At 40.3% G+C, this 26031-nt stretch carries 32 protein-coding genes; 28 read left to right on the top strand and 4 right to left on the bottom strand.

What is annotated here, in order from left to right:
• From virB9 to PX700_RS19455, 25 genes are all read left to right on the top strand, one after another.
• Positions 1-909, top strand: coding sequence for a P-type conjugative transfer protein VirB9 (virB9, locus tag PX700_RS19575; protein WP_479521652.1), 909 nt, complete (start codon positions 1-3; stop codon positions 907-909).
• Positions 906-2120, top strand: coding sequence for a type IV secretion system protein VirB10 (gene virB10, locus PX700_RS19570; protein ID WP_479521651.1), 1215 nt, complete (start codon positions 906-908; stop codon positions 2118-2120). The genes virB9 and virB10 overlap by 4 nt, the downstream gene beginning before the upstream one ends.
• Positions 2120-3133, top strand: coding sequence for a P-type DNA transfer ATPase VirB11 (gene virB11, locus PX700_RS19565; protein ID WP_479521650.1), 1014 nt, complete (start codon positions 2120-2122; stop codon positions 3131-3133). The genes virB10 and virB11 overlap by 1 nt, the downstream gene beginning before the upstream one ends.
• A gap of 19 nt (positions 3134-3152) precedes the next feature.
• Positions 3153-3401, top strand: a complete 249-nt coding sequence (locus tag PX700_RS19560; protein ID WP_479521649.1) for a hypothetical protein — start codon at positions 3153-3155, stop codon at positions 3399-3401.
• A gap of 31 nt (positions 3402-3432) precedes the next feature.
• On the top strand, positions 3433-3861 hold the full coding sequence (locus tag PX700_RS19555; protein WP_479521648.1) for a hypothetical protein: 429 nt from the start codon (positions 3433-3435) through the stop codon (positions 3859-3861).
• 206 nt (positions 3862-4067) lie between these two features.
• Complete coding sequence (locus PX700_RS19550) at positions 4068-5939, top strand: type IV secretory system conjugative DNA transfer family protein (protein ID WP_479521647.1); 1872 nt, start codon at positions 4068-4070, stop codon at positions 5937-5939.
• Positions 5940-5957: 18 nt separating this feature from the next.
• Entirely contained in the window at positions 5958-6305 is a 348-nt protein-coding gene (ssb, locus tag PX700_RS19545) for a single-stranded DNA-binding protein (protein WP_479521646.1), read from the top strand.
• Positions 6306-6549: 244 nt separating this feature from the next.
• Positions 6550-7173, top strand: coding sequence for a hypothetical protein (locus tag PX700_RS19540; RefSeq protein ID WP_479521645.1), 624 nt, complete (start codon positions 6550-6552; stop codon positions 7171-7173).
• Positions 7174-7197: 24 nt separating this feature from the next.
• Positions 7198-7371: a hypothetical protein gene (locus PX700_RS19535; RefSeq protein WP_479521644.1), complete on the top strand. Its 174-nt coding sequence runs from the start codon at positions 7198-7200 to the stop codon at positions 7369-7371.
• 15 nt (positions 7372-7386) lie between these two features.
• Entirely contained in the window at positions 7387-7728 is a 342-nt protein-coding gene (locus PX700_RS19530; RefSeq protein ID WP_479521643.1) for a hypothetical protein, read from the top strand.
• Complete coding sequence (locus tag PX700_RS19525) at positions 7703-8161, top strand: hypothetical protein (protein ID WP_479521642.1); 459 nt, start codon at positions 7703-7705, stop codon at positions 8159-8161. The genes PX700_RS19530 and PX700_RS19525 overlap by 26 nt, the downstream gene beginning before the upstream one ends.
• Positions 8143-8403: a hypothetical protein gene (locus tag PX700_RS19520; RefSeq protein ID WP_479521641.1), complete on the top strand. Its 261-nt coding sequence runs from the start codon at positions 8143-8145 to the stop codon at positions 8401-8403. The genes PX700_RS19525 and PX700_RS19520 overlap by 19 nt, the downstream gene beginning before the upstream one ends.
• 34 nt (positions 8404-8437) lie before the next feature.
• Positions 8438-8689, top strand: coding sequence for a hypothetical protein (locus tag PX700_RS19515; RefSeq protein ID WP_479521640.1), 252 nt, complete (start codon positions 8438-8440; stop codon positions 8687-8689).
• Complete coding sequence (locus PX700_RS19510) at positions 8670-10775, top strand: DNA topoisomerase III (RefSeq protein WP_479521639.1); 2106 nt, start codon at positions 8670-8672, stop codon at positions 10773-10775. The genes PX700_RS19515 and PX700_RS19510 overlap by 20 nt, the downstream gene beginning before the upstream one ends.
• Before the next feature lie 46 nt (positions 10776-10821).
• Positions 10822-11370, top strand: a complete 549-nt coding sequence (locus PX700_RS19505; RefSeq protein WP_479521638.1) for an OmpA family protein — start codon at positions 10822-10824, stop codon at positions 11368-11370.
• 2 nt (positions 11371-11372) lie between these two features.
• The gene (locus PX700_RS19500; protein ID WP_479521637.1) at positions 11373-11870 is read left to right on the top strand and encodes a hypothetical protein; all 498 of its coding nucleotides are present in this window, start codon (positions 11373-11375) and stop codon (positions 11868-11870) included.
• Between the two features lie 61 nt (positions 11871-11931).
• A complete protein-coding gene (locus tag PX700_RS19495) occupies positions 11932-12291 on the top strand; it encodes a hypothetical protein (RefSeq protein WP_479521636.1) in 360 nt (119 codons plus the stop codon).
• On the top strand, positions 12284-12634 hold the full coding sequence (locus PX700_RS19490; protein WP_446701306.1) for a plasmid mobilization protein: 351 nt from the start codon (positions 12284-12286) through the stop codon (positions 12632-12634). The genes PX700_RS19495 and PX700_RS19490 overlap by 8 nt, the downstream gene beginning before the upstream one ends.
• The gene (locus tag PX700_RS19485) at positions 12624-15905 is read left to right on the top strand and encodes an LPD7 domain-containing protein (RefSeq protein ID WP_479521635.1); all 3282 of its coding nucleotides are present in this window, start codon (positions 12624-12626) and stop codon (positions 15903-15905) included. Before PX700_RS19490 ends, PX700_RS19485 begins: the two co-directional genes overlap by 11 nt.
• Positions 15906-16180: 275 nt before the next feature.
• On the top strand, positions 16181-16432 hold the full coding sequence (locus PX700_RS19480; protein ID WP_479521634.1) for a hypothetical protein: 252 nt from the start codon (positions 16181-16183) through the stop codon (positions 16430-16432).
• Positions 16433-16436: 4 nt separating this feature from the next.
• Positions 16437-16955, top strand: a complete 519-nt coding sequence (locus PX700_RS19475) for a hypothetical protein (protein ID WP_479521633.1) — start codon at positions 16437-16439, stop codon at positions 16953-16955.
• A gap of 9 nt (positions 16956-16964) precedes the next feature.
• The gene (gene stbB, locus PX700_RS19470) at positions 16965-17657 is read left to right on the top strand and encodes a StbB family protein (protein WP_479521632.1); all 693 of its coding nucleotides are present in this window, start codon (positions 16965-16967) and stop codon (positions 17655-17657) included.
• A 79-nt stretch (positions 17658-17736) separates the two neighbouring features.
• Positions 17737-18282 carry a hypothetical protein gene (locus PX700_RS19465; protein WP_479521631.1) on the top strand — a complete coding sequence of 182 codons (546 nt, stop codon included), beginning with the start codon at positions 17737-17739 and terminating at the stop codon, positions 18280-18282.
• Between the two features lie 294 nt (positions 18283-18576).
• Positions 18577-19317 carry a P-type DNA transfer protein VirB5 gene (gene virB5, locus PX700_RS19460; RefSeq protein ID WP_479521630.1) on the top strand — a complete coding sequence of 247 codons (741 nt, stop codon included), beginning with the start codon at positions 18577-18579 and terminating at the stop codon, positions 19315-19317.
• A gap of 1 nt (position 19318) precedes the next feature.
• Complete coding sequence (locus tag PX700_RS19455; RefSeq protein ID WP_479521629.1) at positions 19319-20359, top strand: TrbL/VirB6 family protein; 1041 nt, start codon at positions 19319-19321, stop codon at positions 20357-20359.
• A 194-nt stretch (positions 20360-20553) separates the two neighbouring features.
• On the opposite strand, the gene PX700_RS19450 is transcribed toward PX700_RS19455, so the two are convergent.
• From PX700_RS19450 to PX700_RS19440, 3 genes are all read right to left on the bottom strand, one after another.
• Entirely contained in the window at positions 20554-20841 is a 288-nt protein-coding gene (locus tag PX700_RS19450) for a BrxR family helix-turn-helix transcriptional regulator (protein ID WP_479521628.1), read from the bottom strand.
• A gap of 265 nt (positions 20842-21106) precedes the next feature.
• Entirely contained in the window at positions 21107-21406 is a 300-nt protein-coding gene (locus PX700_RS19445; RefSeq protein ID WP_479521627.1) for a hypothetical protein, read from the bottom strand.
• A gap of 80 nt (positions 21407-21486) precedes the next feature.
• Positions 21487-22377, bottom strand: coding sequence for an ArdC family protein (locus PX700_RS19440; protein ID WP_479521626.1), 891 nt, complete (start codon positions 22375-22377; stop codon positions 21487-21489).
• 188 nt (positions 22378-22565) lie between these two features.
• Here PX700_RS19440 and PX700_RS19435 point away from each other — a divergent pair, with 188 nt between their 5' ends.
• Together PX700_RS19435 and PX700_RS19430 are read left to right on the top strand one after the other, a co-directional pair.
• Positions 22566-23576, top strand: coding sequence for an IS110 family RNA-guided transposase (locus PX700_RS19435; RefSeq protein WP_479521625.1), 1011 nt, complete (start codon positions 22566-22568; stop codon positions 23574-23576).
• A 1012-nt stretch (positions 23577-24588) separates the two neighbouring features.
• Positions 24589-24738, top strand: a complete 150-nt coding sequence (locus PX700_RS19430) for a Hok/Gef family protein (protein WP_479521624.1) — start codon at positions 24589-24591, stop codon at positions 24736-24738.
• A gap of 89 nt (positions 24739-24827) precedes the next feature.
• Here PX700_RS19430 and PX700_RS19425 read toward each other — a convergent pair whose 3' ends face one another.
• Positions 24828-25082, bottom strand: a complete 255-nt coding sequence (locus tag PX700_RS19425) for a hypothetical protein (protein ID WP_479521623.1) — start codon at positions 25080-25082, stop codon at positions 24828-24830.
• Between the two features lie 136 nt (positions 25083-25218).
• Between PX700_RS19425 and PX700_RS19420 the strand changes: the two genes are divergently transcribed.
• Positions 25219-25902 (top strand): hypothetical protein, encoded by a 684-nt coding sequence (locus PX700_RS19420; protein WP_479521622.1) that lies wholly within the window; start codon positions 25219-25221, stop codon positions 25900-25902.
• Positions 25903-26031: the final 129 nt, after the last annotated feature.

Genomic DNA, 26031 nt, shown 5'->3' with positions numbered 1-26031 from the left:
ATGAAAATCTCATTCTGGTGGTTAAGCAGTTTTGTGTTAACACCGTGTTTTGCTCTTGATATACCCGTTCAATCCCCCCTCGATTCCAATATTCAATACTCAGATTATCAAGCCAACAACGTAGTCGAAATCACCGCCTACATCGGAATGGCAACACACATCGTGTTTGATAAAGATGAAGTCATTCAATATGAACACTCTGGGTTTTCAGAAGGGTGGGAGTTCGTAAAACAGAAAAATCATTTATTCATTAAAGCAAGGTCAATCACAGGGACGGAAACCGTGATTGACCGAAGCGGCCAAGAAGTCACGCAAGAGATTTCCATACCACCAACGAAGGAGTGGGAAACTAACTTGATTATTGTCACCAACAAGCGCAATTACAGTTTTCTTCTCAGCCTAGCTGGTGGGGACAAAGGCCGCAGACAGAATACCTATCGTTTGTCGTTTCAGTACCCAACTGAAAAAGTGGTTCAAGATAAGGTTGCTGCCACAAAAGCCCTCGAAAAAGAAAAACTGGTGAAAGCCAAAGTCGCGGCCGTCTCTGCCATTGAGACAAAGAACTGGAAGTACGTTCAGCAGGTTGGGAAAAACTCAAGAAACATCGCCCCGTATCGTGCATGGGATAATGGCCGCTTCACCTACTTGTCATTCAAAAAGAACAGCGAGATACCGGCTATTTTTATGGTGTCCGAAACAGGACAAGAAACACTGGTTAATATCAACATTGATATTAACCATCCTGATACGGTCATTATCCAACGTATCGCTAAACAATTTGTGCTGCGTCTTGATGATTCCGTGGTTGGTATCACCAACCAAGGATTTAATACATTAAGCGTAGATAACTCCACAGGAACCACCATCAACAACGTAGTTCGTGAAGTCAAAGGAGCTGATACCCCATGAGCCAAGAAGAGCACCTAGAGGGCGAAACTGACGCCCTCCCAAGCACTAACAAAAAAAAACACAGCACTCAGAAAATCGCAGGATTTGCGGTGTTTTGTGTCGTACTGTTTCTCGTTATGTTATGGGTGGTATTTGCTCCCAACGATGAACCCGTAAAGGAAACCAGTTCATCACAAACCAATCTCAATACCTCAACCCACAAACCCTCTGACTCAACTTCTCAGTTGAGAAAAACGTTTTCATACCTAAGCGATAAAATATCAGACGTCAAAGAAGATGAACCAACGCCAGAGGATACAGGGGAAGAATACAAGGAAAAGGAAGAAACAAGCGATAAGGTCGATGCACCAGCCGCTAAGGTCGCACCACCCGATAATGCCTACGATGGGACTAATGGCTATGCCACTAAACGGATTGTCTCTCAGATAGACAAAAGTAAATCGTCACTCTCTGCCAGTCAAAGCAATGGAAGTGGAGGAGGGTTACAGCTCACGCCAACGTACCCGACCTACCCAACGGCTCCCAATGGTAATTCATCATCAAATTCCTACTTTGATACTCAAGAGGATGAAGGCAACAACCAAGGGATAGCGTCGATGCTTAATACCAACAAAACACAGAACTCTGTGGCTGCGGTGTTGTTTAATCGAGATTACTTACTGCCAAAGGGAGCGTTCATTGATTGTGTGTTAAACACAAGCATGAACTCGACTTTAGCAGGGATGACAAAATGCACATTAACCCGTCACATTTACAGCGATAACGGCAATACGTTATTGCTAGAGCGCGGCTCTGAAGTGACAGGGGAATATCGCGCTAACGTCGCACAAGGGCAAGCAAGATTGTTTGTGCTGTGGGACAGAGTAAAAACCCCTCACGGTGTGGTTGTTGATTTAGCATCACCTGCCACCGACAGCTTAGGCTCTGGGGGCGTGGATGGCTACGTGGATACCCATTTCTGGGCACGATTCGGTGGGGCAATGATGTTATCACTGGTCGATGATTTAGCAGGCTATGTGGCAACCAGTGGCGGTAAGAGCGTCAATAACTTTGAAAGCTCGTCCGACGCTGCGCAAAACATGGCAGCAGAAGCACTTAAAAACACCATCAATATTCCACCGACGTTTCACAAGAACCAAGGTGAGCGTATCGGCATTTTCATTGCCCGTGATATTGATTTCTCCAAAGTCTACCAATTAAAGGCACGATAATGAACACCATCGGAAAAGACACCTCAATCAATCACTTGTTTGCGCCCCTCAAGCACTGGCTTGAGGACGAAGACATCACCGAAATCGCCATCAACAAGCCTTTCGAGGTCTGGATTGAAAAACACAACGAATGGACGAGCCATTCTTGTGACGCGCTTTCATTTACTTATCTTAATTCGATGGCGACCGCGGTCGCATCGTATTGTGATACAAAGATTGCGATTAACCAGCCGATATTATCGGCCACGCTACCCAAGGGGGAGCGTATTCAGTGTGTCATGCCACCAGCCTGTAGCCCTGACACGTTAAGTATCACTATCCGAAAACCCAACATGACCCAACGAACATTAAGTGATTATATTCAGGATGGGTTTTTCAATCATGTAATACCACCAAACCAAGAACTATCTCCTATCGATGAAACACTGCTGGCATTGAAAGACTCCGATTTACCTGAGTTTTTAAAACTGGCAATCCTAGCTCAAAAAAACATTGTGATAGCAGGGGGGACAGGCTCAGGTAAAACCACCTTCATGAAGATGCTTGTCGATTTAATTCCACAACATCAGCGCATCATCACCATTGAAGATGTTCATGAGCTGTTTTTGCTAAACACCCCTAACAAGGTGCATTTGTTTTACCCAAGTGAAGCGACTCAAAACGACCCTATCACCTCTGGGAAACTGCTAAAAAGCTGTTTACGCATGAAGCCTGACCGCATCTTACTTGCAGAATTACGTGGTGCAGAAACCTTTGATTTTGTGAATATTGCGGCCTCTGGTCATGGGGGAAGTATCACCAGTTGTCATGCTGGCAGTGCAGCACTGACCTTTGAGCGATTAGTCGCAATGGCAATGAAAAACCCTGAAGCCGTCTCATTGCCTTATGAAATCATCATGAAACTGCTTCATCAGGTGATTGATATTGTCATTCACATTGACAATGACGTTCATTCGGACAATCCAATTGGTCGCCATATAACGGAAGTGTGGTTTAAGCCAAAGAAAGAGTAGATCACGTTAAGGAAAAAATATGTTTAAAAAAACACTGTGCATGATGTTATTCATCATTTCACCATACAGTCATGCAACTGTACTGACACCGATGGCCGTACCCATACTTGGATCTATCCTTGAGTATCAAGAACAGCAATATGCAGATTGTCTCAACGCTCAAAAAGAGTCAATTGCACCAGACGAGATTGGTGATTGTGAGGAGATAGCAAAAGAAATTCACGCACGAAAAGCCAAGGTTAAGGGAGTCACTCCGAATGATAAGTAATTTTAAATCCCTGTTGCATGAATGGTTCATCATGCCAAAGCAACAAAAAAACCAACCTTACAGCACAGTCGATCCAAGAATAGCTGACTTAGTGGAAGCATTTAATGCCATTGAGGGCGTCACGACCGTCGCCTCATGCCAAGGTCATTGCAGTGGCCGCGATCATCATCCGTATGTGTACTTTTCAGCACCGATAGAATTTGCAGCGTGGTTATCAGAGCAATGCAGAGAGTCACGAAAAGATAAACGGCATTACACACAGTGGGAAGTTGAAGGTGTATTTAATGGGGAGAACGAACTTATGTTTAGTCTGTATTCCCCATTATACCGCCAAGATTACTTACGCAAAGGTTGGTGGTATTTAGGCTGGCATCGACAACGGGTCGATCATGAATTAGAACTACTGAAGGATATAGTTAAGCCATCCAAATTCATTCATGTAGTAAATAAAACTAACTAAACCAATCGTAAAGATAATAGCTCCAAATATTCGGCTATATATTTCTTTACGCTTCTTAATCTCAAAGGGATCTGTGGAATGGCAATTAGAGCACGTTTCAGCACTCTTCGATAATTCCTTACCGCATTCAACACACTCTACTAACATAAAATTTAAACTCATATAAATGTAAATGAGCTTATCAATTATCACCAAAAGGTTTAAATATGAACAAAAAAATGCTCTTTTTTGCCTGTGGAAGTCCTTTATTTATCGGACTTGGGCTTTATATCTCAGGAATTACTTATTTCATGCTCTTTGGGGCAAACATCGATGCCGTGACGCCCTATACCATCATTGAGCAATGGCGTGATTATCATGACGATAGCCGCTATCAAAAATCACTCACGTTTTCTCTGCTTGTTGGGTTTGGAATAGCCGTGGTCGCACCACTTGTCGTGCTTCTGTTTGCCAAACATGACAAAGAAGAACTTCACGGCTCGGCACGATGGGCGAAACTCTCTGAAATAACAAACAGCTACGCGCTCACCAAAAAAAAGAATGTCGATGATGGAAAAGGGATATTAATCGGACGCTCTGGAAAACGTTTCTTATATTACATGGGTTCTGCTTTTGTCTTCTTAGCCGCTGCCAGCCGAACAGGTAAAGGCATTGGGGTTATCATCCCCAATCTCTTACGATGGTTTGGTAGCTGCGTCGTCACCGACTTTAAAAAAGAAAACTTCGCTATCACCTCAAAGTTTAGAAAAGTGGTACTAAAACAAGACGTGTACTTGTTTAACCCCTTTGATGAACAAGGCGAAACGCATCGATACAATCCGCTGAGTGTGGTTCGTGATGGGCACTTAACCGTTCCTGACTTATTAACGATTGCTGAAATGCTTTTTCCTACCGATGGCGATGCTACCTCGAAATATTTTGCCTCTAGTGCGCAGAACTTATTTATCGGGCTTGCGCTATACGTAAAACAAACCCCGATACTGCCTTTTACGATAGGTGAAATACTCAGGCAATCCAAAGGGAAGGGCAAAACCCTGAAAGAGCATCTTGAGGGGATTTTGTCCTCTCGTTCAGATTTAAGTAACGATTGTTGTGAAGCCCTTCAGGACTTTCTGGCTCTTGATGAAGACAAAGGGCAATCAGGCGTAATGAACACCATGAAAGCGGCTCTCATTGACTGGAATAACCCCGTGTTTGATGCGGCCACCAGTGACAGTGATTTTAGTTTTCATGATCTTCGTAGAAAACGCATGACCATCTATGTAGGTATTACCCCTGACTACATTCCTGTGGCTGGCCGTATTTTGAATCTGTTCTTTAGTCAATTAATCAACATCAACACAAAAGAATTGCCTGAGCAAAATAAGGAATTGAAATACAAAGTCTTGCTACTTATGGATGAGTTCACCGCGATGGGTCGCTCTGGGATAATCGCCAAATCAAACAACTACTTTGCAGGGTATGGCTTACAACTGCTGACCATCGTTCAAAATCCAGCACAGGTTGAAGCCAAAGAGCCAGAGGGATACGGTAAAGAAACCGCAAGAACGTTTATCGGGAACCATGAAGCTCACCTATTTTTTACGCCTGAAAATGAAGATGCAGAAGATATTTCAACGTTTTTGGGTAACAAAACGGTCAAGGTAAAAAGCGTTCAAGTCAGTCAAGGAAAGCGAAGTATTACAACCAGTGAGGGCAAACGCGCCCTTATGCTCCCTCAAGAATTGCAAGAAATGCCGTTTAATAAAGTGATCATAATGCTGCGCGGTAAAAAACCAATTTACTGCGACAAAATCCATTACTTTCAAGAATCGCCTTTTATTGACCACCTAAAGGCAATGTCGCCTACATTAGGAAAAATCAAAGGCATTCCTACAAAAACTCAACTCGATAATGTGATTTCAGATAGGGAGCTACAGATAGATATTCCACGGTTAGAGTTTATTCAACCTAAACCATCACAACCGTTGTTTGAATCACCATTAGATCAACCATTGCCAGTAGAAGAAGTGGAAGTACATTACGATGCGTCTCAGCTAGAGACGAATTATGACAATAACGATTTACCTGATTTTTAAACAATAAGGAAACACATTATGGCTGCAAAAGGCGTTAATAAAGTCACATTATTGGGTCACATTGGACAAGATCCAGAAATTCGCTACAACAACTCAGGCAAACCCATTGCGACCTTTACCACGGCCACAGGGGAATACTGGCGCGATAAAGAAACAGGGGAGCAACGCGAAAGCACCGAATGGCACAAAGTTGTGGTGTTTGGAAAGCTCGCTGAAATCATTAAAGATAAAGCGAAAAAAGGCACTCAGATTTATCTAGAGGGCAAGAACAAAACCACCAAATGGCAAGATGAAAATGGTAAAGATCATTACACAACCGAAGTGGTTGTAGAGGGATTTCAAGGGGTCATTCAAATCCTAAAATAAAGTGTGATCTTAAAATAAAGAACACAATTATATCGTTGTGGTTTTTCTGGTTTCTTTTACTCTGCAACCGTGGCTTATCATCAATAGAGAAGTTCATGACAAATAACAAAACGCAGAAAAAGAAAGTTCCAAAAGAAGAACCACCATTAAAAATGCCTGAGCAAGATTTTAGTAAGTACAAGCACTTGCTCTAGGCAACACTTCAAACCCTCTTTTACAGAGGGTTTTTTATTGGTGGTACAAAATGAAAATCAACAAGCAATTCAACCACGTCACCTTAAACACCATAAGAAAACTATACAGAAAAGAGTTAAAGCCATTTATTGAGCGCGCCTCTATCGAAGAAATCAATCAATTATCAAATAACATACATCACGGGGTTTCTAAAAAAGGATGTGGCGTCTGGTCAGACAAATTAAAAACATTTACGTCTTGTGATAATGAAAACTGCCGAATGCTTTCTAGTTGCTTAGGGGAGCAGAAAGTAATAAAGATGGCTTCACCATATTACGAAGCGTTCTCCTTACAAAATCAAGAACCATTAGAAACTCCCTGTGCAAATGCCTTTAATCAATTAGTGTCATTAATCAACGAGAAATTCAATCACATCACATTAATTGGTCATATAAAGCAAAAGCCTGAAATCACCGTCACCGATACACTAATCATCACCTTTGCGCTTATCGAAAGCACAAAACTACATCGTATGGTTTTGATTGGGAAATTAGCTGAACTCTATCGAGAGCTACTAGAAAAAGTTGATTTAGTATCCTTACCGCAAGGCAAGTTTTCACGCGGTCATACTGCCATACTAGATGACTATTTATCGTATTTATACACGTTGAAGAATAGCAACGAGTGTTTATAACTCCTATTTTGTAGAGACTTATTTATGGCGCAACGAACAAAAAAATCACTCTATGTATTAGCCATCATTTTGATGATCACTCTCCATATCATCTATTACCAATGGCTACAATCATGCCCCGAACCCAACCAATTACATATTCTACCGTCACAAAGTATTGCATTTTTTGAACGTGTAATGATTTGTTTAGAACAATAAGAACGGGGACGCAATATGAACAATTTCAAACTGAAACTTTTCACTCTCTTGCAAAAGTTCAAACTATTACCTGATAACGTAATTCTTACTGGATCGCTAGATTTGCATCGTGGGGGAATAGAAAAGCAACTTGATGAATATCGAGAGTTGCTAGGAAACATTGAACTCGCAACAGGGTATTTCTCCTCACCACAAGGCGAGTTCTCATGCTGTCACGCAACCACATTAGATAATTATTTATCGTATTTATACACATTGAGGCATGGCGTCAAACCCAACGAAGAAAAACCAATCACTTACTTACGGCAAAAACCTGAATGGATGAAATCATATGAATACAATTCTATTAAAAAATAGCGTTCTTATTGTTGGTGCTTATCTTATTCCAATGATAGTAACGAGTGCTTATGACGTATCTTTAATCATGAGTTATGCCATCTTTTACCCCCTTTTGTCTTATTCTATTTATGTCGCAGCAATAGGAACAAAAGACAAAATACCATTGGCCTATCAATGGCTAAACGATAAAAACAAACCAACCGATTTTATTTTCAAAAATCTCGCAAGTTTTTTAAAAGTGTCATTCGTGTTGTTCCCTCTGCTCTATCTCTTACTGTTCTTACTTGGTTATGAACAAAATAACGCAAACAAAGACTCACTACTTGAAGTAATAGTCAGTCTTTCCCCTGTGATTTGGATCTATTGGTTAATCGTTAATATATTTTTCACCTATAGATTAACGTCATTAAAAATGACCAAAGGAGGCACACAATGCCACAACGATGTGTAGATTGTAACAACGTTACATTGCCTAACGATGATACCGAAGAGTCAGCGAAGCAATGTGAACATTGCTTATCAACTAACCTAGAGTGCGATCATCCTAGTGCTCATTATTGTACTGAAAATCGATGTTTCGTTTGTAATATATGCGGCTATGAAAGTTGCCACGGACTAAAAGAGTTACGAAAACTCGCACATAACAACCGCTCTCTTTCTGGCTTAAAAGAACTATTGGCCTTAGATAGCTAATCGCATCCTCTCCTAAATAAAAAAGAAGAACCTAATGAAATACATTCCATTATTCGCTCTTGTGCTTATCACGGCTGGCTGTTCAAGTCAGAGTGATGTCGCTGAAATTAAACAAAACCAAATCAAAAGCATGGCTCTACAACATCAGTTAATTCAGGAGCAAAAAATCACCAATGAATTACTAAAAATGGAATATGGCCAAACAGGGGCGCTTACCGAACCCAAAGGGAATTTTGGTGGGCTTATGCAATCAGTAATGGAGGATATTGAATACGCCACCGATTAATGATGTCTCAATCCGTTTCATTCTACCCATTCAACGTTTTACCCCCTCAGTGTTAATTCTCTTAATTACTTTTAAAAATAAGGAAATACCCATGCGTCTATTTATCGCAGAAAAACCGTCTTTAGGTCGTGCTATTGCTGCCTCTCTTGGCGTCGTAAAAGAAGAAACAGGCTACATTACCTGTGAAAACAGTGACGTTGTCACTTGGTGTTACGGTCATATGCTCGAACTCGCTGAGCCAGAAGCCTATGACGAAAAATACAAATCATGGTCATTCGATACCTTGCCTATCTTCCCGAAAGACTGGATCTTAATTCCAACGGATTCATCAAAAAAACAACTTGATGTGGTTATCGAACAGATCAAAAAAGCCACCGTTCTTGTCAATGCTGGAGATCCAGATAGAGAAGGGGATTTACTGGTCAATGAAGTCATTGAATACGCGAACGTATCCAATGATATTAAAGAGAATGCGTTGCGTGTACTGATTAATGACTTGAACCCTAAAGCCATTGAAACCGCCATCAACAACTTAGAGCCAAACAGCAAACGTCTACCTATCTCGAATGCGGCTCTATGCCGTTCAAGGGCTGACTGGTTACTTGGTATGAATCTGACACGCGCCTGTTCCGTTCTGGCACGACGTAAAGGCCATGACAATGTGCTTCACGTTGGACGAGTTCAAACCCCAACGATTCAATTAGTGGTTAAGCGTGATATTGAAATCGCTAATTTCAAGCCTGTAGACTTCTTTGAAGTGGAAGCTCAATTTACTCATGCTGATATGCCGTTCAAGGCCAAATTACAAAATGAGGCGCGTATTGAGAAAAAAGAGAGTGCCGAAAGCATGATCACCAATCTTGCTGGTCAATCCGCTGTCGTGACGTTATGCGAAACCAAACGAGCGAAATCTCAACCACCGTTGCCCTTCTCATTGCGAACCTTGCAAGAAGCGATGTCCTCTAAGTATGGTTATGGCGCAAAAGATACCCTAGATATTGCGCAAGCCTTGTATGAGAAATATAAGATCACTTCTTACCCACGAACGGATAAGAACTACTTATCCACGAACAAAGAAGATGAGATCCAATTAATCATTGATAACCTTGAAGGGCTTAACGATACGCCTTTAGCACAATGGGCAAGTGATGCTGATATAAGCCTACGTAGTCCGTGTTGGAATGATAAGAAACTCGAAGGCGCAGCACACACGGCCATCATTCCGACCACTCGCGCACCTGACTTAGAAGAACTCAGTGAAGCTGAGCACAATGTCTATACCGCCATTGCCAGCCGCTACCTTGCTCAGTTCTACCCAACAGCCGAAGACGACAACACGACGATTAAAATTCAATCGGGTGAGCATGAGTTCAAAACCACGGGCAAGATTGAGATCACAAAGGGATGGCGTGTCGTTCTTGGTAAAGAGAAAAATGAGGGTGAAGATCAATCATTACCAGAATTAACCAAAGACCAAGCCATTGATTGCACCTCGGCCGATGTTCTCAGTAAAAAGACCTCTGCCCCGAAACCTTACACCGAAGGTACGTTACTCTCGGCAATGTGTAACATTGGTAAAGACGTAACCGATCCAGCCCTTAAAGCGAAATTGAAAGAAACCGCAGGGCTAGGAACCGAAGCAACACGCGCTGGTATTATCGAAAAAGCCAAAGAGCGTGAATACCTCACGACCAAAGGCAAAAACATTGTCAGTACGCCACTGGCAAAAATGCTCATTATGGCACTGCCGAATCGAGTTCGTGATCCAGCCATTACCGCGATTTGGGAGCAACAGCTCGATGTGGTTGAGCGTGGCGAATGCAGCGTTGACACCTTCATGGCCGCCATTGAAAAAACCGTACAAGGCTTAATTGATGATTTGAAATCAGGAAAAGAGCCGTTCACGTTATCAAAATCAACCGCGCCAGCGTGTCCACAACCAAACTGTACAGGGTTTGCCTTACCGTTTGAGGGCAAAAAAGGCAACGCTCACCAATGTCATGTGTGTGGCGTTAAATTCAAAGATGATAAAGGCAAGGTCGGTAAAGCCATTATCAAGATCAAAAAACTCGATGTGAAAAAGTAACTAGCTTTTTTATTTCCTCCTCTTTTTAAATAACAAGGATTTACTCATGAAACACAGCAAACTTCTTTTTGTTGGGACGCTGGCCGTCTTAGTATCGGCTTGCTCTAACACGCCACCTGATATTCACGGCCAAGCAAACCAAATTAACGACTTACAGCAAGAAACCATTAACGCGCAATCCAAACAAATTGCCTCGTTAAATTACAAAGTTCAGCAATTGGTTGAGAATAACTTTCCGTCACCAATGATAAACGTGACGCCTCGACTCTATCAGGTTTACTACCCTTACAACGTATCGAAACTCACGGTCACGCCTGAGCTGAGATACAGTATTTTAAAAGACGCAAAACAAGCAACGCGCATTAATCTACTCGGTCGAACCGATGGGGTAAGACCAACAGACAGCGATAAGAAAGTCGCTATGGCTCGTGCCATGTTCTTACGTGATTACTTTGTTCATAACGGCATTGACCCAACGCTGATTTACGTCAATTACGCCTCTGCAACGGATTATGCAGATAATAATTGGTCACGCATTGGCCGTAAAAACAATCGTCGTGTTGAGATTGAAATTTACCCACACGAAGAGGATTAGCCATGACGTCACGGCTTGTTAAAGGCGTGATGATGGGGGTGATGGTGTTCGCCTCAGCCCCAACGTTCGCCCTCAGTGAAGATGAATGCAATATCTGGATGTGCGCCCCAACAGGGTTTATTGACTCGGAATGCAAGGGCGCAAAATCTGCGTTAAAAAAACGACTCAAGAAACATAAGCCCCCTCTTCCTGATTTTGCTCGTTGCATGGTTCACAAAGACCAAATTCCCGAAGGTACACACATCAGCGAAATGACGTACATCGATGGCGTATCGGCGATTATTCGAGAAACCCAAGTCTGTACAGAATGGGGAGGCTCCAACAGCAATAACCGTTACTGCTCCTCATGGAAAACCATTCCTGAACACTTAATTAAGAACAGAAGATGTCAATGGGACAAAGACAGGCGAGAAAGTCCTAAAGACTGCATCGGCACGATTAAGTGGATTGAAACCTACATGGATGGTCAGTTATTGGGAGATATTTTTTATTACCGCTAAACGTTAGGGGCTACGGCTTACTGCTGTAGCTCCTAATCATCAACTTGATAGAGGCACTTAAATGACCACATCAAATGAAACGCTCAATTTTGAACACGCTTACATCGAAATGAGAAATCTTCTGGCTTACACATTAAACGTGATTGCTGGTGAAATAGGTGATGGGGTAACGCCTATTGATGATGGCGTAGAAAGACGACAACAGGCTTACGATATTGTTTGTACTCAAACCCATGCGTTGCACAAATCGGTTCATCCAACAACCTTAGATCAACATGACGAGTTAATTAAAAAGTTTGAGCATTACCTCACGTTCGTTAGTTGTCATCCAGACCTAGGATTTACTGATAAACATCCTGAATTGAATGAGGTTAGATACCGTGACTTCTATAACGATTTAGATAATGAAGCCTATGAGTAAAAAGTCCTTAACCACTACTTATATCGGCTTTCGATTACTCAATGAAGAGTATGACAAATTCAAAAAGAAAGCCGAAAAAGCCAACATGACCCTTATCGAGTTCTTACGTGAAGGGGTATTAAAAAACAAAAGCTTTGTCGTTAGAAAAGAAAAACGCTCTATCGATAAACAACAACTGATTTTTCTTTACAAGAAAAGCTCCAACAACCTTAACCAAATCGCTAAGCAAATTCACATCAGCAACAAGGCTGGGATCATCACTAAAAGTGAAATGAAGTCAGCCATTAAACACATTGAATCCATCATGGAATTACTTGAGAAAGGGATAAACGATGTTAGTTAGAGTGGGCGGTGGTAACGCTGGTATTGGTGATTACTTGCGTAATGGCATCAAAAACGGTCGTGAGCATACACGGGATGAACTCGACCACAGGATCATTTTAGAAGGCAATTTAAACGCAACTGAACTCATTATTAATGGTGTGGACACCGACGCTGAACGATATTTGCATATCACCCTCTCTTTCAAAGAAGATCACGTAGATAACGACGTAATGAATAGCATTGTTACTGAGTTCAAAACCTTTGCTATGAAAGCCTACAGCGAGGATGAATACGACTTTTACGCAGAAGCGCACGTTCCTAAAATTAAAAGCCTAGTCGATAAAAAAACAAAAGATCTTATCGAACGCAAGCCCCATATTCATATAGTTATACCTAAAACGAATCTTCAAACGAATAAACGACTCGACCCTTTTGAGATCGTTGAACATAACCAAGCTTACATTGACGCTTTTCAAGAAGTCGTGAATGAAAAATACGGCCTTGCCAGTCCTAAAATGAACATCCGCAGTAATTTTACTAGCGAAAGTACAGTGATAGAGCGCAGTAAAGGCGACACCTTCAAAGGGGCAAATAAAGCGATTAAGGAAGAGGTATTAAAGCACGTTTTGACCATGCCTTCATCGAGCCTAAGTGACTTATCAGCGCATTTAATTGAGAAAGGTTATGAGGTAAAGGAGAGAAACAAAGGCAAAGAAAATAATTACCTCAACATCAAAGAAGAAGGCAAATCAAAAGGAATAAACCTGAATGATACCGTGTTTACTGAGCGTTTTTTATCACTGCCAACCAATCAGAAACAACAAAACCTAAGCGGTTCTTCATCCCATGATTACATCAGCCCTGAGCAGGGAAACTATCAAGCCACCGAAAAACATCATGCAGATTTAGCGCATTGGAATGAACATCGCTCACATGAAGTCAGGCACGTTAAATTTAGAAATCGAGCCGCTTACAAGGCCATGAGCACCCAAGAAAAAACCGAATTTATTCAACAAAAGAAAAAGGCATTTTTAAATGACGACATTATCCCAACAAGAACACAACGAGATTGTGTTGCAGACATTAACCGAAATCTCGACGCAGCAAAACGACATTTGTCTCATGCTCAACGAGATTGTGGGAACATTGAACCAGGAGCAAGAAATATCGCTCATCGACGAGATCTCCGCGCTCTTAGATCCGCTGTACAGAGAGTTACAGGACATCAAGAACCAGCTAAACCCGTCCACGAACGACTCACAGGACACAGCAGAGTAACCCAACAAATTCAATCGGACATCATGGAAGGCGAGTTAGAAAAACAACTATTACCCGACATTGCCCACATCAAAAAGCAACTCAACGCCACGGAATTACTCCGTGATTTATCACAATCACACGGCCTTATCACTCAAAAATACGTAATTACCCAAGGTAAAGACGGAAGTGATCGCATTGTCTGTGGCACAAGGCAACTCAACGTCGCGGATTTTCTAACAAAAGAAATGGGCTTGTCATGGAAAGAAGCTAAGCAACAGCTAGAGCATTCCTTCGCAAGACAACGTGATCCTAATGCTCAAAAAAGCACTGAGCACGACAGAGAAGACTTTTCTCAACGATGGCAACCTAGCCACAAAAAAGAGCGAAAACAAGCGTGGAAAGCTCAATACGATAACGAAAAAGCCTATCGTTTTGCCATAAGGAAAACGTTCAGCACTGAAAAAAACGCCATCTATGCCGACGATTCACTTTCTAAATCTGATCGCAAAATTGCCCTATCCATTTCAAGAATGAACAAAGTCATTGCAGATATGGAATTTATCGAGCAACGAGAATGGGACAGAAACCAACTCAAGCAGAACTATCCGAATTTAATCACTGCTCAATACCAACGGTTTGAGCAACGTCATACCTCAACAGAGAGTCTACTTATGAATAACAGCATTAACGGAACCATTGAAGAACACGGCACAGCCCCTTATGAGTTTAATAAGGACAACAAACAAAGCTACTACATCAAGGTAAAACTGCCTAACAATCAGGTTAAAACGGTATGGGGAGTCGCTTTACAATCCGCAATTGAAGAGAATAAAGTCAGTGTAGGTGACTCCATTTCATTAACGAACGCAGGTAAAAAAGAGGTCGAAGTCCCTGTAGATATTAAAGATGACAATGGCAAAGTGATAGGCACAGAGACGATTAATACGCATCGTAATCATTGGGATATTGTAAAAACACCCGATATTAACCATGACGTTAATCATGAAATGAATAAGGAAAGAGATCTGCCTCATCAAGCCTCAGACGTGGAAAATAAAACCACTAAAGATCACGTTGATAATAAGCAAGCTGAAAAAGAAAACCCTCAACCAACACCAGTAAATAAACCTGAAACCATAACTAAAGCCGTTCTGGATAAAAAACTGGAAGCCAGTCGATTATTAATCATGTATCCAAAATTAAAAGAGTTGGGTATTAACGCTGAGCATATTTCTAAAACAGAAAAAGGGGATCGCATTCAATTTAATGACAAGTCACTAACGGTGACTGAATTAATGAAAGAAACGCATCAATTAAAACCAAAACAAATTATGGATGAATTAACGCCTATTTATTCGGGGCAAGAAAGAGATAAACAACGTGTGATTGATTTTGCAAATCGTTATATAAACGACCCGTCAAATAAAATAGATGCAGCAAAAGAAAAGGCAATGGATTTAACCATTCGTTCAGGTCAACCAGAGCGTGAAAATAACAAAGAAAGAGACGTTGATAATATCAACGAGCCGAACAAACCAAAACAAGAGCAACATAACGAGCCAGAAAAAGCCCCACATTCTGAGCCTGAAAATACACGCAATAAACAAGCTCCGCTTCCGCCTCAAGACTACGAAAACATCACACACCAAACCAACGAAAAAGGTCACGTTACCTACTTCATGGATAAAGAAGTTATCGTCGTTGATCGCGGTGAAAATGTTCACATTGCTCAGAACTCGGATAAGGCCATTGAAATAGGCTTACGCCTTTCAATGGAAAAATTCGGTAATACGCTCGATATTCGAGGGACAGAAGAGTACAAGGAAAAGCTGGTTGAAGTGGCGGTTAAGAACAACCTAAGCATTCAATTCTCTGATCCAAAACTGAACGAAATGATGAAAGAAAAAGCGCAACAATTTAGGGATGGTGAGAACATCATTCAAAAAGCAGAGCGCGATTACAAACAAGAAAATGAGCCACAAAAAGCCCCTACCATTGATAAGAAACAGACCCACAGTTTCGATCGATAAGAAGTTGAAAATGCTGCGTCCGCAGTGAAGGGTTTCAAAGGGTTTACCCTTTGGCACAGGGCATGTTTTTACCAAATACGTAGTAGAGGGTGAAAACGTGCCTGTCGTGCCTATCTCTAGTTTTGTCAACATCATTAGAACATCGTTAAGACACAGATAAGACGGCTTAGAACTTATTTGAAACGGCAATTGAACGGATTTAGTACGAAAGTAAGACTTCTTAAGCCACCAATGAGACCGATTTAGTACGATATTGCTAAGATTACGGAGTGAATATGAATAATGAACGACCATCAGGGGAAGATCTTCTTTCCTACACAAGAAAACACCAAGTCAAATCAACATCAAAAACCGCGATAATTACTGAACTATATGACGACATAAATATTGCGCTAAACGAAGGGGCTTCTATAGATAATATCGTTGATTTTTTAAATACAAAAAATATCGTTTTATCAAACGATCATTTAAGAAGCATTCTTTATCGGATTAAGAAAAAAAAGCAAAAACTAACCGATTCAGAGTAAGTCAATGATGACTTTCGCCATCGAAGAACTAAAAGAAGGGATAAAACAGCTCGTTGAAATTCACGGAAGAACATCAAAAATGATGATAATCCGTCAATTGTTTACCCCCTTAACCGAAGCAATGAAAGAGGGCGTAAAACTCGAACTGATTAATAACTATCTTAATGAGCAAGGGCTAGAACTGACGCTATCCTCATTGCGAACGATGATTTATCGCATCCGAAAAGAAAGAGGGATTTCACCTCAAAAAAGATCGACACAAGATCTGAATATTCAACCTCAGAACCAACATCAAAAAACCACGAGCAATAGCTCGCTTGTGGCTCCTGAAAACAACGCTGACAAAAAAGCGTTATACGAGGCGGCAATGGAAAAACACGCTGCCGCTACCAATCTCTCTGAAAGATTCCTTGCTCTTGGTGGGGAGCCTAGCGACATCGTTGATAAACCTGATTCTCAAATCCGTCACATTTACACAAAGCATAAAATAAAGTTCAACCGACTTTATGAAGAATTTCTATAAGGAAAAAATATGAAAATTGTTGTTATGAATTTCTCTGGTAACGTTGGCAAAAGTATTATTGCTCAACACTTATTACAACCACGAGTTGAAAACGCGAAATTAATCTCAGTTGAATCCATTAATTCCAATGGAATTAATGGCGAAACAATGAGAGGCGAAAAGTTCACGCAAATTATGGAATCAGCCGACGAACACGGAAACGTTATTATTGATGTAGGCGCATCGAACGTCGAAGATTTTATGAATCAAATGCGAAATAATATTGGGAGTCATGAAGATTTTGATTTCTTTGTTATTCCAGTTACCAGTAAAGCAAAACAAATATCAGACAGTATATCGACCCTTGATGCACTATCTGAATTAGGTGTACCTAAAGAGCAAATTAAAATCGTCATGAATATGGTCGATTGTAATGACGTTATTAGTTACGAATTTAAAGATATTATTCAATCCGCAAAAGGCATAGCCGACTTTAATCCCAATGCCGTTATTTTTGAAAATGAATTATTCAATCGATTGAATGATGAAGAGCGAAGTATTCATGACATCGTAAACGATGACACGAATTACAGAGAGCTAATCCAAGGCACAGAAGACAGAGCGCAACGTCGATTATATTCTCATGCCCTCGCCACAAAGCGATTAGCAACAGGCGTTCAAATGACGTTAGATAACGTGTTTAAAACTATCAATATAGCGTAATAAACATGACGCTATCGCAAAAAAAAGGAACCTTTCGGTTCCTTTTTTCATACCTCACATTCAATAATGAGAGCCAATTATGACGACTCCAATCGATAATTCCGTAAATTACCAAGAAGCCTATATCCGTGAAATTCTCAGTGAAGTAATTTTACTGCAAAAGAAACTCACTGAGATAGGCGGTGAATCTCAAATGCGTATCGGTATTACGCAAGACATCATCAATACGCACTTAAACCATGCAGCTAAAGCCCTTGATAATTACACTCAAGCGGCCAACGCGCATTTCTCTGTCACAAAGCAAGAACTCAAAGACATTGCCGATAATGAAGTCAAAACCAGTATCACAAAATCATTACTCGATGCTCACCATAAGTTATTGCTTGCTAATCCGCCTAGGATAGCGTTACAGGCGGTTTTAATGATGACGGTGGTCGCTGCTATGGTAGGCGGCATTATCGGCTTGAGTGGCGGTTATATTGCGTATCATGCGCAAAATACCAATCGTTTGAGCGTGAATGAAATTCAATTGATTGAAAAAGGACGATTGCTACAGCAATCGTTCTCAACCCTTAGCCCTGCAACCAAACAAGAACTGGAACAAGCTGCCATTAATTTTCAATAAGTCTTTCCTTGTTTCTGTTTACCCACAATCGGCTCACGAGTGGGGGTGAATATCTCTTACCGCCTCATGTTGGATAAACAGAAAAATAATCTCATCGTCATGATGGGGCTTTCTACTCCTCCCCTAAATAAATTACATCGAAAAGAAAAAGAGCAACGGCCACGTTGTGAGTTTTTCTGGGTTCCTATTTATCCACAATCGGCTCACGAGAGGGGGTGAATATCTCTTGCCGCCTCATGATGGATAAATAGGAATTGAACCGTGTTTTTTTAGGGGACTTTTTAAGGATTTACCATGCAATTAAAAACAACCATGAAAGCGATAGTGTTAGGGCTATCACTTTCCCTACCCTCCGCACACGCTGGCTTTCCAACGTCTGTGTTGATTGATATTCCAGCCACCTTGCACCAATTCCAGAATATGTCTCAAATGCTCAAAGAGTACGCGACGATGTTAGACCAGCTCAATGAAGCGCAACGACAGTTGAAACAAATGGAGCGCGAATACAATTCAATGACGGGAACGCGGGGGCTAGGCAATATTTTAAATAATCCTGCGTTCTCAAAGCATTTACCCGATAACTGGCAAAACGTGCTAAGCAATATCCGTTATAACGGATATGAAGGCTTATCGGGCGCAGCCAAAGCCTTACGAGACGCAAGCAAGGTTATTGATGCGTGTGAATACATCGAGGACAGAACTGAGCAACGAAACTGTGAAGCCCTTGCGGTAAAACCTGCGCAAGACCAGGAATACGCCAGTAATGCTTATGAAACGTCTAATTCACGCACTGAGCAAATTAAATTATTGATGGATAAAATTAACCAAACTCGTGACCCCAAGGCTATATCTGAATTGAGTGCGCGTATTCAAGCAGAGCAAGCCCTTATTCAAAATGACAACAACAAATTAGCCATGTATCAAGCAACCACTGAGGCTGAATATCGTTTGTTGCAACAGCAACAACGAGAAATCAGTGCGAAAACATGGGGAAGTAAAAAATACGGTGTCGAAGTCGCACCTCTGGAGTTTTAAAATGGACATTACCGCATTCAGTTACATTGGCAACACGATTGATAATTTCACCTCTGATTTTATTGTGTCAGGTATTAGTGGATTAATTGGGGCTATCAGCCCCTTAATTATGATGGGCGTAACCCTTTTCTTAATGTTCAAAGGGTATTTACAGATATTTGGAAAAACCGACGACTTAGCGCGTGATACGGTGATATTGGGTATTCAGGTAATCACCATCACGACATTGGTATTGAACGTGGATAATTACACGTTTTATATCATTGATGGGGTAAATTCATTATCGAGTGGCATATCCAGTGCCATCAGTAAAAATGAAAGTGGTAACGACATTTACCAAACCTTAGATGGCTTGCTAATGCAAGCCCTTGAGCACGCAGTCTACTGCATCAAAAAAGTAAGTTGGGGGGATTATGTGTGGTTACTCGTTGCTGTGGTTATTCTGGCTGTGGTTTGTGTGTTGACCATTATTTCGGCCATCATCATTATCGGAACCAAATTTTTATTAACCATGTTGTTTGTAATTGGACCACTATTCATTGCTTTTGCGCTATTCCCAATCACTCGCAAGTTCTTTGATTCATGGGTAACTAAAATCGTAGAAAATGTATTGGTGCAAATATTCGGGGTTATCATCATTTCAATGGCAATAGAAATCATCAGTACCTTTATCGGTAAGAACAACCCAACTGTTGAAGGCATTAACCCGACAGGGGTAATGGTTCAAATCTCCGTTGTAGCGGCCATACTAACGTGGGTAGTCAAACAAATCCCGAATCTATCAGGCTCACTGGCTGGTGGTTTTGCGTCTGGCTCTTTAACGTTTAAAGAGGCTATGGCTCCTGCCGCTGCTGCCATGAAGTTGCTAAGTGGCCCACAAAAAAGTAAGAAAGAATATAACAAAGAAACTCCACAACGGGATTCATGGGCTGACCAGCAAGCGAATCAGGTAAGCAAAGGCAATGCGCAAGCCTCGCCACAGCAAACCAAAGGAAGCCAAGCGATTAATGACAAAATCGCTGAGCATAACCGAAAATCATAACCTGAAAATAATGATACCCAAGTCACATAAGTTGAAATACAATCAACGTAACGACTGTTTACTAGCCTAAATAGTCGTTGTGTATTGTTTGCAGTGAATTACTACACTCTTATTGTGCTACCACTTAGGTACACACGCTTTATTTTCAGGTTCATGTTACTTTTGCCGAGCACCCCTAAATGCTCGGCTTTTTTTTAACTGGAATAAATCACATCAATCGCGTTCAGATACGATAATGAGCGTTCATTCATTAAAAATACCTTCTCAAAGGTATAGCCCTTCACGTACTTCTTTTTTCTCAAATCATAGATTAAATTACTTGGTTTTTTCTTCTTATATTTTGTGACAATGGCACTCGCGGTTGCTCGGTGAATACGAAACGTATCAGCGATAAACGGGACGTTAAACTCACCGTACAAATCTACGTGCGCATCAATAAACCTAAGTACAATCAGCTCTAAGTGCTCTTTTTGTGACAACATTTTCGATTTACCCTTTCAAAAATAATATGCAGTAATTTACTACACAGTAGTATATTGCATCACTTAAAATAACTGTAGTAAAAAACGACACTACAGTAAAAAACAACAGATAAAATCACCGTAAAAGTGCGGACTCTTTTCCACATATCCACATGAGGCGGTAAGAGACATTCACCCCCTCTCGTGAGCCGATTGTGGGTATGTGGAAAAGATTTTTTCAAAAAATCCCCTTACTCAAAAGTAAGGGGATTTAACTATCTATTAATCAATATTCACTCGATAATAAAACCGTAGTTGCACTACGATCCCATTCGGTAATGATCCAAATTTGAATATCATCATAATTATATTGCGACATAATGCGATCGCCGTTATGCGTCGCCTCATTATTAAGTAAACTGTCTTCCTCGCACGTTGTCCCCCAATCACACGAGTAATGACGATCTAAAAATGGTTTAAGTTTTTCATGATCTCCCTGAATTAACTGGTTAATGCCTTGTGTTAACACGACTTTTCCTAGCTCAAACGGGATCGGTAAAATTTCACATTGACAAATATCAGTCATGATTTTATATTCCTTATGTTAGTTAAGTGGTTTAGGCTTAAAGTTGCTTGTAATGGGGGGACTTTAAGCCTTTTCTTTTTTTATCGCTTAATTAGCCATTGATGCGCTTTACTTGCTTGACTGGCGGCTTTAAAAATAAACTTCTTATCGCCATTCAAACGCTCTAGCCAGCTTGCGATATAACTTTCATGTTGAACCTCACCCACAATCCCCAAATCAGCACAGCAGAACTCTGCGCCTAACTCTGCGATCAATTCTTCAAACGCATAATCTTTAGAGCCAAAGCTATTTTTTAAATTACGATCTAAACGGGTTTTGTGGCCTGTTGCATGAACCAACTCATGCCATGTGGTCGCGTAATAGTCATAAGAAGAATTAAAACGATCAACCATCGGCAATGTAATTTCATCATGTGCAGACGAATAAAACGCACGAATACCACAATGATTGATTTTAATTCCTGTTGCATTAATGGCCTCGACTACATGATCTAACGTTACAAATTCGTTTTTCTCTCTTACTTCTGCCACAACAACCGCTGGCTTTTCGATGCCTTCCACTTGGTCAAGATTAAACACAGTAAAGGTTTTTAACATTGGGATAATTTCAGTTTTTCCGTCGTCGTTTTCTTTTTCCCAATTTTTATAATAGATAATTGCGGTTCCTTTTTGGCCTTTGATAACGTTACCGCCTAGCTCAACGGCTTGGTTATAGGTCAACCAGTAAGGGCTTGAGAAACCTTTCATTACCGTTTCACTCCAAAGCAATAGAATATTTACCCCTGAATAATTCGCTTTTGTTTTAAAGTTCATTGGTAACATTGAACATTCATTGGTTCTATCCCACGGACACGCCCACGGTTTAACCCCACTTTCTAGTGCTGCAATAATGCGATCCGTCACCATTTGATAAATGTCTTTAGATACTTTAACGACTGCGCGTTTTTTTGTTGTTTTACGCTTTTTAACCATTTCAGATTTGAGAGAGCCTGCTTTTGCTTTAGTCGCTTCTGTTTCTTTAGTGATTGTTGAGTTGATAGTGGTTGAAATGATATGAACGCATCCCCCTTAACTTAGGTGGAAATAATCAAACAAACTCACAATATCTAATGCTGCATTATGATTAAATATTGTTCACGACAAGCACTGGAGTACCTAATATGCAATCATCTATATTTGGCGTTGATCTCGCAAAACAAGTTTTTCAAATTCATTGGGTTGATACTGAAACTGGAGAAACCCACTCAAAACAAGTAAAGCGAGCAAAATTCTTACAACAATTTGCAAATATAAACCCTTGTGTAATAGGTATGGAGGCATGCGGAGGGGCACATCATTGGTCACGTCAATTAGCAAGTATGGGACACAGCATAAGATTACTCCCAGCATGTAAAGTTAAACCATTTGTTGTGGGTAATAAGAATGATATCGCAGATGCTCGCGCTATTTGGACAGCCATGCAACAACCAGATATGAAATTCGTAGCTATAAAAACAGAAGAGCAACAAGCTATATTGGCTATACATAGAATGAGAGAGCAATTAGTCACGTTCCGTACAGCACAAATTAATGGATTAAGAGGTCTACTTACTGAATTTGGTGAGGTTTTACCTCTAGGGCGAGCCGCTTTAAAAGATAAACTCCCTGCCTGTTTAGCTCGACTGGATGAGCGTTTACCTAAAATGTTAATGGACAGTTTTCATAATCAATGGCAACGGATTTGTAATATTGATGACGAGGTTAAATTTATAGAGCAACAATTAAAAGCTTGGTTTAATCAAGATGCAGCCTGCCAGAGAGCAGCTCAAGTACCCGGAATTGGAGTGTTAACAGCGACTGCATTAGTTGCCTCAATGGGAGATCCAAAGAGTTTTAAGTCTGGACGCGAATTTTCAGCTTGGTTAGGTATAGTACCAAGGCAAACAGGTACGGGCGGACGAATTAATTTACACGGAATAAGTAAACGAGGAGATGGATATCTCCGAAAATTACTTGTTCATGGAGCAAGATCTGTTATGAGTCACAGCAAAGACAAAAATAATTGGCTTATAAAATTAGCCTCACGACGACCAAAAAATGTAGCAATCATTGCTCAAGCAAATAAAACAGCACGAATTGTTTGGGCATTATTAGCTCACGAAAGAGATTATGAACCAGCATTACAAAATTAAGTTTTAATTAAGAAAGAATTTGTATAGACGCATAAGTAATGATGACAAAATGGTAAGCCCGAGCTTTGTTAAACCTGAATGACTTATTGGATTATAAAATCCGAGGTTGAAATGAGGAGCAAAGCAGCGGAAATCATCAGGGTCGGCAGCATAAGTCTGCCATATAGACCGAATATAAAACTGCCGTCTCACCTAATTTGTCAAAATTTACAATTATGCTCTATCAAATAGGGATGCGTTCATATAAATGTGTCATGGCTGTTTTTCCTATGTTTAAGTGATTTTTCATCTTCGTCGTCGCCTGACTGTCCGATCTCCTAACATGGTTCTGCCTTGCAAAAGCGCAACGCGGCGAAGCGAACTATTGCAAGGGAGGTTCTGATAGGAGACGGTCAACAGGAAGTAGCTAGACGAAATGAAAAAGCACACATAGGGAAAACAATGACGCAATGAAACCACTATCAGCGATTACAAGCACTTAGAAAGAGAAGTGAAAGCTCTTGATTTTGGCTCTGGCTTTTGCGTTGGGGAGAATGACGACAGGAACCCCCTAGCCGTTGAAACTTGTTTCTTACGGATAGGGGTTATCGGAGGACGAGCGCAGCGAGGAAATGACCCTTTTTCGATAGAAAAAAACGCCCTACATAAAAAATAGAAGCTCTAACATTGGGAATAAAAACCAATTATAGCCCTGAAATATCTATAACAAATTACAACACTGTAGGAAAATACTACATATATTTTCACAGAAAAAACGGTAGTTATAAGGCATAAACTGAGCTAGAAATGACGATATTTAAAGATAAGTAAATGAAAAACTAGGATAATAGAAAGTGTTTAATGTAGAATATCGGTGGGTGCTTTTGGCTATCAACCGAAAGCATAACGCAAGTTTTGTAGACGGTAGATAAACAAAAACCCCGAAAGTTTAATTTTCATTAACTAACGAGGTTTAAGTGATGTATCTTCGCAGAACTGATCTTAGCCTCTATTTTGATAAGGGGCAAGTAAAATGCCGAAAAAATCCGCCTTAACGGGCTTGATTGTTATTTGTTTAACGATCCTGTGTTTCACATGGATGGTAAGAGGGTCACTTTGTGAGCTTCAAATCAAAAATGGGAGCGCGGTAATACTGGCAACACTTGCCTACGAAGCAGAGTAGAGCTGGACGGGTAGCAGAGTAAAGCTGCTACCCGATTTCAGACTGTGAGGTATAGGCCACAAGCACCCATGTTTTACTTTTTCTCTATTTTATTTAGAAAAATAGACTTCTATTGACTTAAATCCTAATGATTTAACAGACGCACTTAACATATCTAATCGCCACGTTCTTAGCTCATCAACACGGCCATGACGAACAGCATAACCAAGTTGATTTTTTTCATCGATACCAAATAGTGAAAACTTATTGTGTTCATTATTCGACTCTTGAGCAATAAGAGTGGTTATCGTTTTAGTCTCAACTAGACGCTTAAACTCACCTTCTTTGACACGACTAAATTTCATTATTCCTTACCAATTAAACATATCCCCATAATGTATTATACATATTGACGATATGTATACTGGCTTAAATATGATTTATGGTGCAATAATCAAGATTATAAGGTATAATCAACTCATATAAATAAAGGGGTTAATTATGGAATTTTCAATTGATTTTTATAAGCATTATATAAATGTGTATGAGAAAAACATTACCACGTTTGAATACATTTTAACTGATAGTGATTTGACTGATAGGTTGTATTATGAAAAAACTTATTATGAAATATTATCTAAGCTATATATGTCTGAAAATGATGATATGTATGATTCTGCGCAGAATTTTATCTCTGAAATGAATAAAGACATACCAGACGATAAATGTAAGGACTTTCCATATCTACTTGGTCTGTTGAATGGATATTACAAAATTTTCTTGATTAAAATAAAATCAGAAGAAAAAGATATTTATATTAATGAAGCCATTGAATTATTGCATGGTTACGCTATTAAACTGAATGATTTATATGATGAATTAGCAACGAGCAAAGAAGATTTTGATGTTATTCCGTATTCTTTAAGTACGAAAATTCACGATGAAATGGACATTCTTTATCAATCAATAAATCCAATTACTGACAACTTGAAATCTTATTTTCTAACTTCTCAACATGGTGGTGTACGCCTAAACGCAGGAAGGAAGAAAGAAGAGCCAACACGTCAAATGAGGATCCCTGAATCTTTATACACTTTGATTAACGATCTTAAAATTGCCTATAAAGATTTAACTGATGAAGATAAAGAAACTTGTCGTTCTTCACTTAAAGACATTTTTAAATAGATCAATCAACAAATAGATGACATTAGGGTCTGCCTTAATGTCACATGACAATGAAGTTATGACTCGTTTTAGCTATATTTGAATTAAAACGTGATCACCAGCTAAGAAAAAGGTCGCCAAATTTGACGA

It is taken from the genome of Pseudoalteromonas sp. TP27, from assembly GCF_056470645.1.
The sequence above is the reverse complement of the archived record's forward strand: the minus strand, read 5'-3'. Positions and strand labels throughout refer to the sequence as shown.

What these genes read in the sequence shown, in the direction of transcription:
- virB9 (WP_479521652.1), top strand. Translation starts at nt 1, where the DNA reads ATGAAAATCTCATTCTGGTGGTTAAGCAGTTTTGTGTTAACACCGTGT.
- virB10 (WP_479521651.1), top strand. Translation starts at nt 906, where the DNA reads ATGAGCCAAGAAGAGCACCTAGAGGGCGAAACTGACGCCCTCCCAAGC.
- virB11 (WP_479521650.1), top strand. Translation starts at nt 2,120, where the DNA reads ATGAACACCATCGGAAAAGACACCTCAATCAATCACTTGTTTGCGCCC.
- PX700_RS19560 (WP_479521649.1), top strand. Translation starts at nt 3,153, where the DNA reads ATGTTTAAAAAAACACTGTGCATGATGTTATTCATCATTTCACCATAC.
- PX700_RS19555 (WP_479521648.1), top strand. Translation starts at nt 3,433, where the DNA reads ATGCCAAAGCAACAAAAAAACCAACCTTACAGCACAGTCGATCCAAGA.
- PX700_RS19550 (WP_479521647.1), top strand. Translation starts at nt 4,068, where the DNA reads ATGAACAAAAAAATGCTCTTTTTTGCCTGTGGAAGTCCTTTATTTATC.
- ssb (WP_479521646.1), top strand. Translation starts at nt 5,958, where the DNA reads ATGGCTGCAAAAGGCGTTAATAAAGTCACATTATTGGGTCACATTGGA.
- PX700_RS19540 (WP_479521645.1), top strand. Translation starts at nt 6,550, where the DNA reads ATGAAAATCAACAAGCAATTCAACCACGTCACCTTAAACACCATAAGA.
- PX700_RS19535 (WP_479521644.1), top strand. Translation starts at nt 7,198, where the DNA reads ATGGCGCAACGAACAAAAAAATCACTCTATGTATTAGCCATCATTTTG.
- PX700_RS19530 (WP_479521643.1), top strand. Translation starts at nt 7,387, where the DNA reads ATGAACAATTTCAAACTGAAACTTTTCACTCTCTTGCAAAAGTTCAAA.
- PX700_RS19525 (WP_479521642.1), top strand. Translation starts at nt 7,703, where the DNA reads ATGAATACAATTCTATTAAAAAATAGCGTTCTTATTGTTGGTGCTTAT.
- PX700_RS19520 (WP_479521641.1), top strand. Translation starts at nt 8,143, where the DNA reads ATGCCACAACGATGTGTAGATTGTAACAACGTTACATTGCCTAACGAT.
- PX700_RS19515 (WP_479521640.1), top strand. Translation starts at nt 8,438, where the DNA reads ATGAAATACATTCCATTATTCGCTCTTGTGCTTATCACGGCTGGCTGT.
- PX700_RS19505 (WP_479521638.1), top strand. Translation starts at nt 10,822, where the DNA reads ATGAAACACAGCAAACTTCTTTTTGTTGGGACGCTGGCCGTCTTAGTA.
- PX700_RS19500 (WP_479521637.1), top strand. Translation starts at nt 11,373, where the DNA reads ATGACGTCACGGCTTGTTAAAGGCGTGATGATGGGGGTGATGGTGTTC.
- PX700_RS19495 (WP_479521636.1), top strand. Translation starts at nt 11,932, where the DNA reads ATGACCACATCAAATGAAACGCTCAATTTTGAACACGCTTACATCGAA.
- PX700_RS19490 (WP_446701306.1), top strand. Translation starts at nt 12,284, where the DNA reads ATGAGTAAAAAGTCCTTAACCACTACTTATATCGGCTTTCGATTACTC.
- PX700_RS19485 (WP_479521635.1), top strand. Translation starts at nt 12,624, where the DNA reads ATGTTAGTTAGAGTGGGCGGTGGTAACGCTGGTATTGGTGATTACTTG.
- PX700_RS19480 (WP_479521634.1), top strand. Translation starts at nt 16,181, where the DNA reads ATGAATAATGAACGACCATCAGGGGAAGATCTTCTTTCCTACACAAGA.
- PX700_RS19475 (WP_479521633.1), top strand. Translation starts at nt 16,437, where the DNA reads ATGATGACTTTCGCCATCGAAGAACTAAAAGAAGGGATAAAACAGCTC.
- stbB (WP_479521632.1), top strand. Translation starts at nt 16,965, where the DNA reads ATGAAAATTGTTGTTATGAATTTCTCTGGTAACGTTGGCAAAAGTATT.
- PX700_RS19465 (WP_479521631.1), top strand. Translation starts at nt 17,737, where the DNA reads ATGACGACTCCAATCGATAATTCCGTAAATTACCAAGAAGCCTATATC.
- virB5 (WP_479521630.1), top strand. Translation starts at nt 18,577, where the DNA reads ATGCAATTAAAAACAACCATGAAAGCGATAGTGTTAGGGCTATCACTT.
- PX700_RS19455 (WP_479521629.1), top strand. Translation starts at nt 19,319, where the DNA reads ATGGACATTACCGCATTCAGTTACATTGGCAACACGATTGATAATTTC.
- PX700_RS19450 (WP_479521628.1), bottom strand. Translation starts at nt 20,841, where the DNA reads ATGTTGTCACAAAAAGAGCACTTAGAGCTGATTGTACTTAGGTTTATT.
- PX700_RS19445 (WP_479521627.1), bottom strand. Translation starts at nt 21,406, where the DNA reads ATGACTGATATTTGTCAATGTGAAATTTTACCGATCCCGTTTGAGCTA.
- PX700_RS19440 (WP_479521626.1), bottom strand. Translation starts at nt 22,377, where the DNA reads ATGGTTAAAAAGCGTAAAACAACAAAAAAACGCGCAGTCGTTAAAGTA.
- PX700_RS19435 (WP_479521625.1), top strand. Translation starts at nt 22,566, where the DNA reads ATGCAATCATCTATATTTGGCGTTGATCTCGCAAAACAAGTTTTTCAA.
- PX700_RS19430 (WP_479521624.1), top strand. Translation starts at nt 24,589, where the DNA reads ATGCCGAAAAAATCCGCCTTAACGGGCTTGATTGTTATTTGTTTAACG.
- PX700_RS19425 (WP_479521623.1), bottom strand. Translation starts at nt 25,082, where the DNA reads ATGAAATTTAGTCGTGTCAAAGAAGGTGAGTTTAAGCGTCTAGTTGAG.
- PX700_RS19420 (WP_479521622.1), top strand. Translation starts at nt 25,219, where the DNA reads ATGGAATTTTCAATTGATTTTTATAAGCATTATATAAATGTGTATGAG.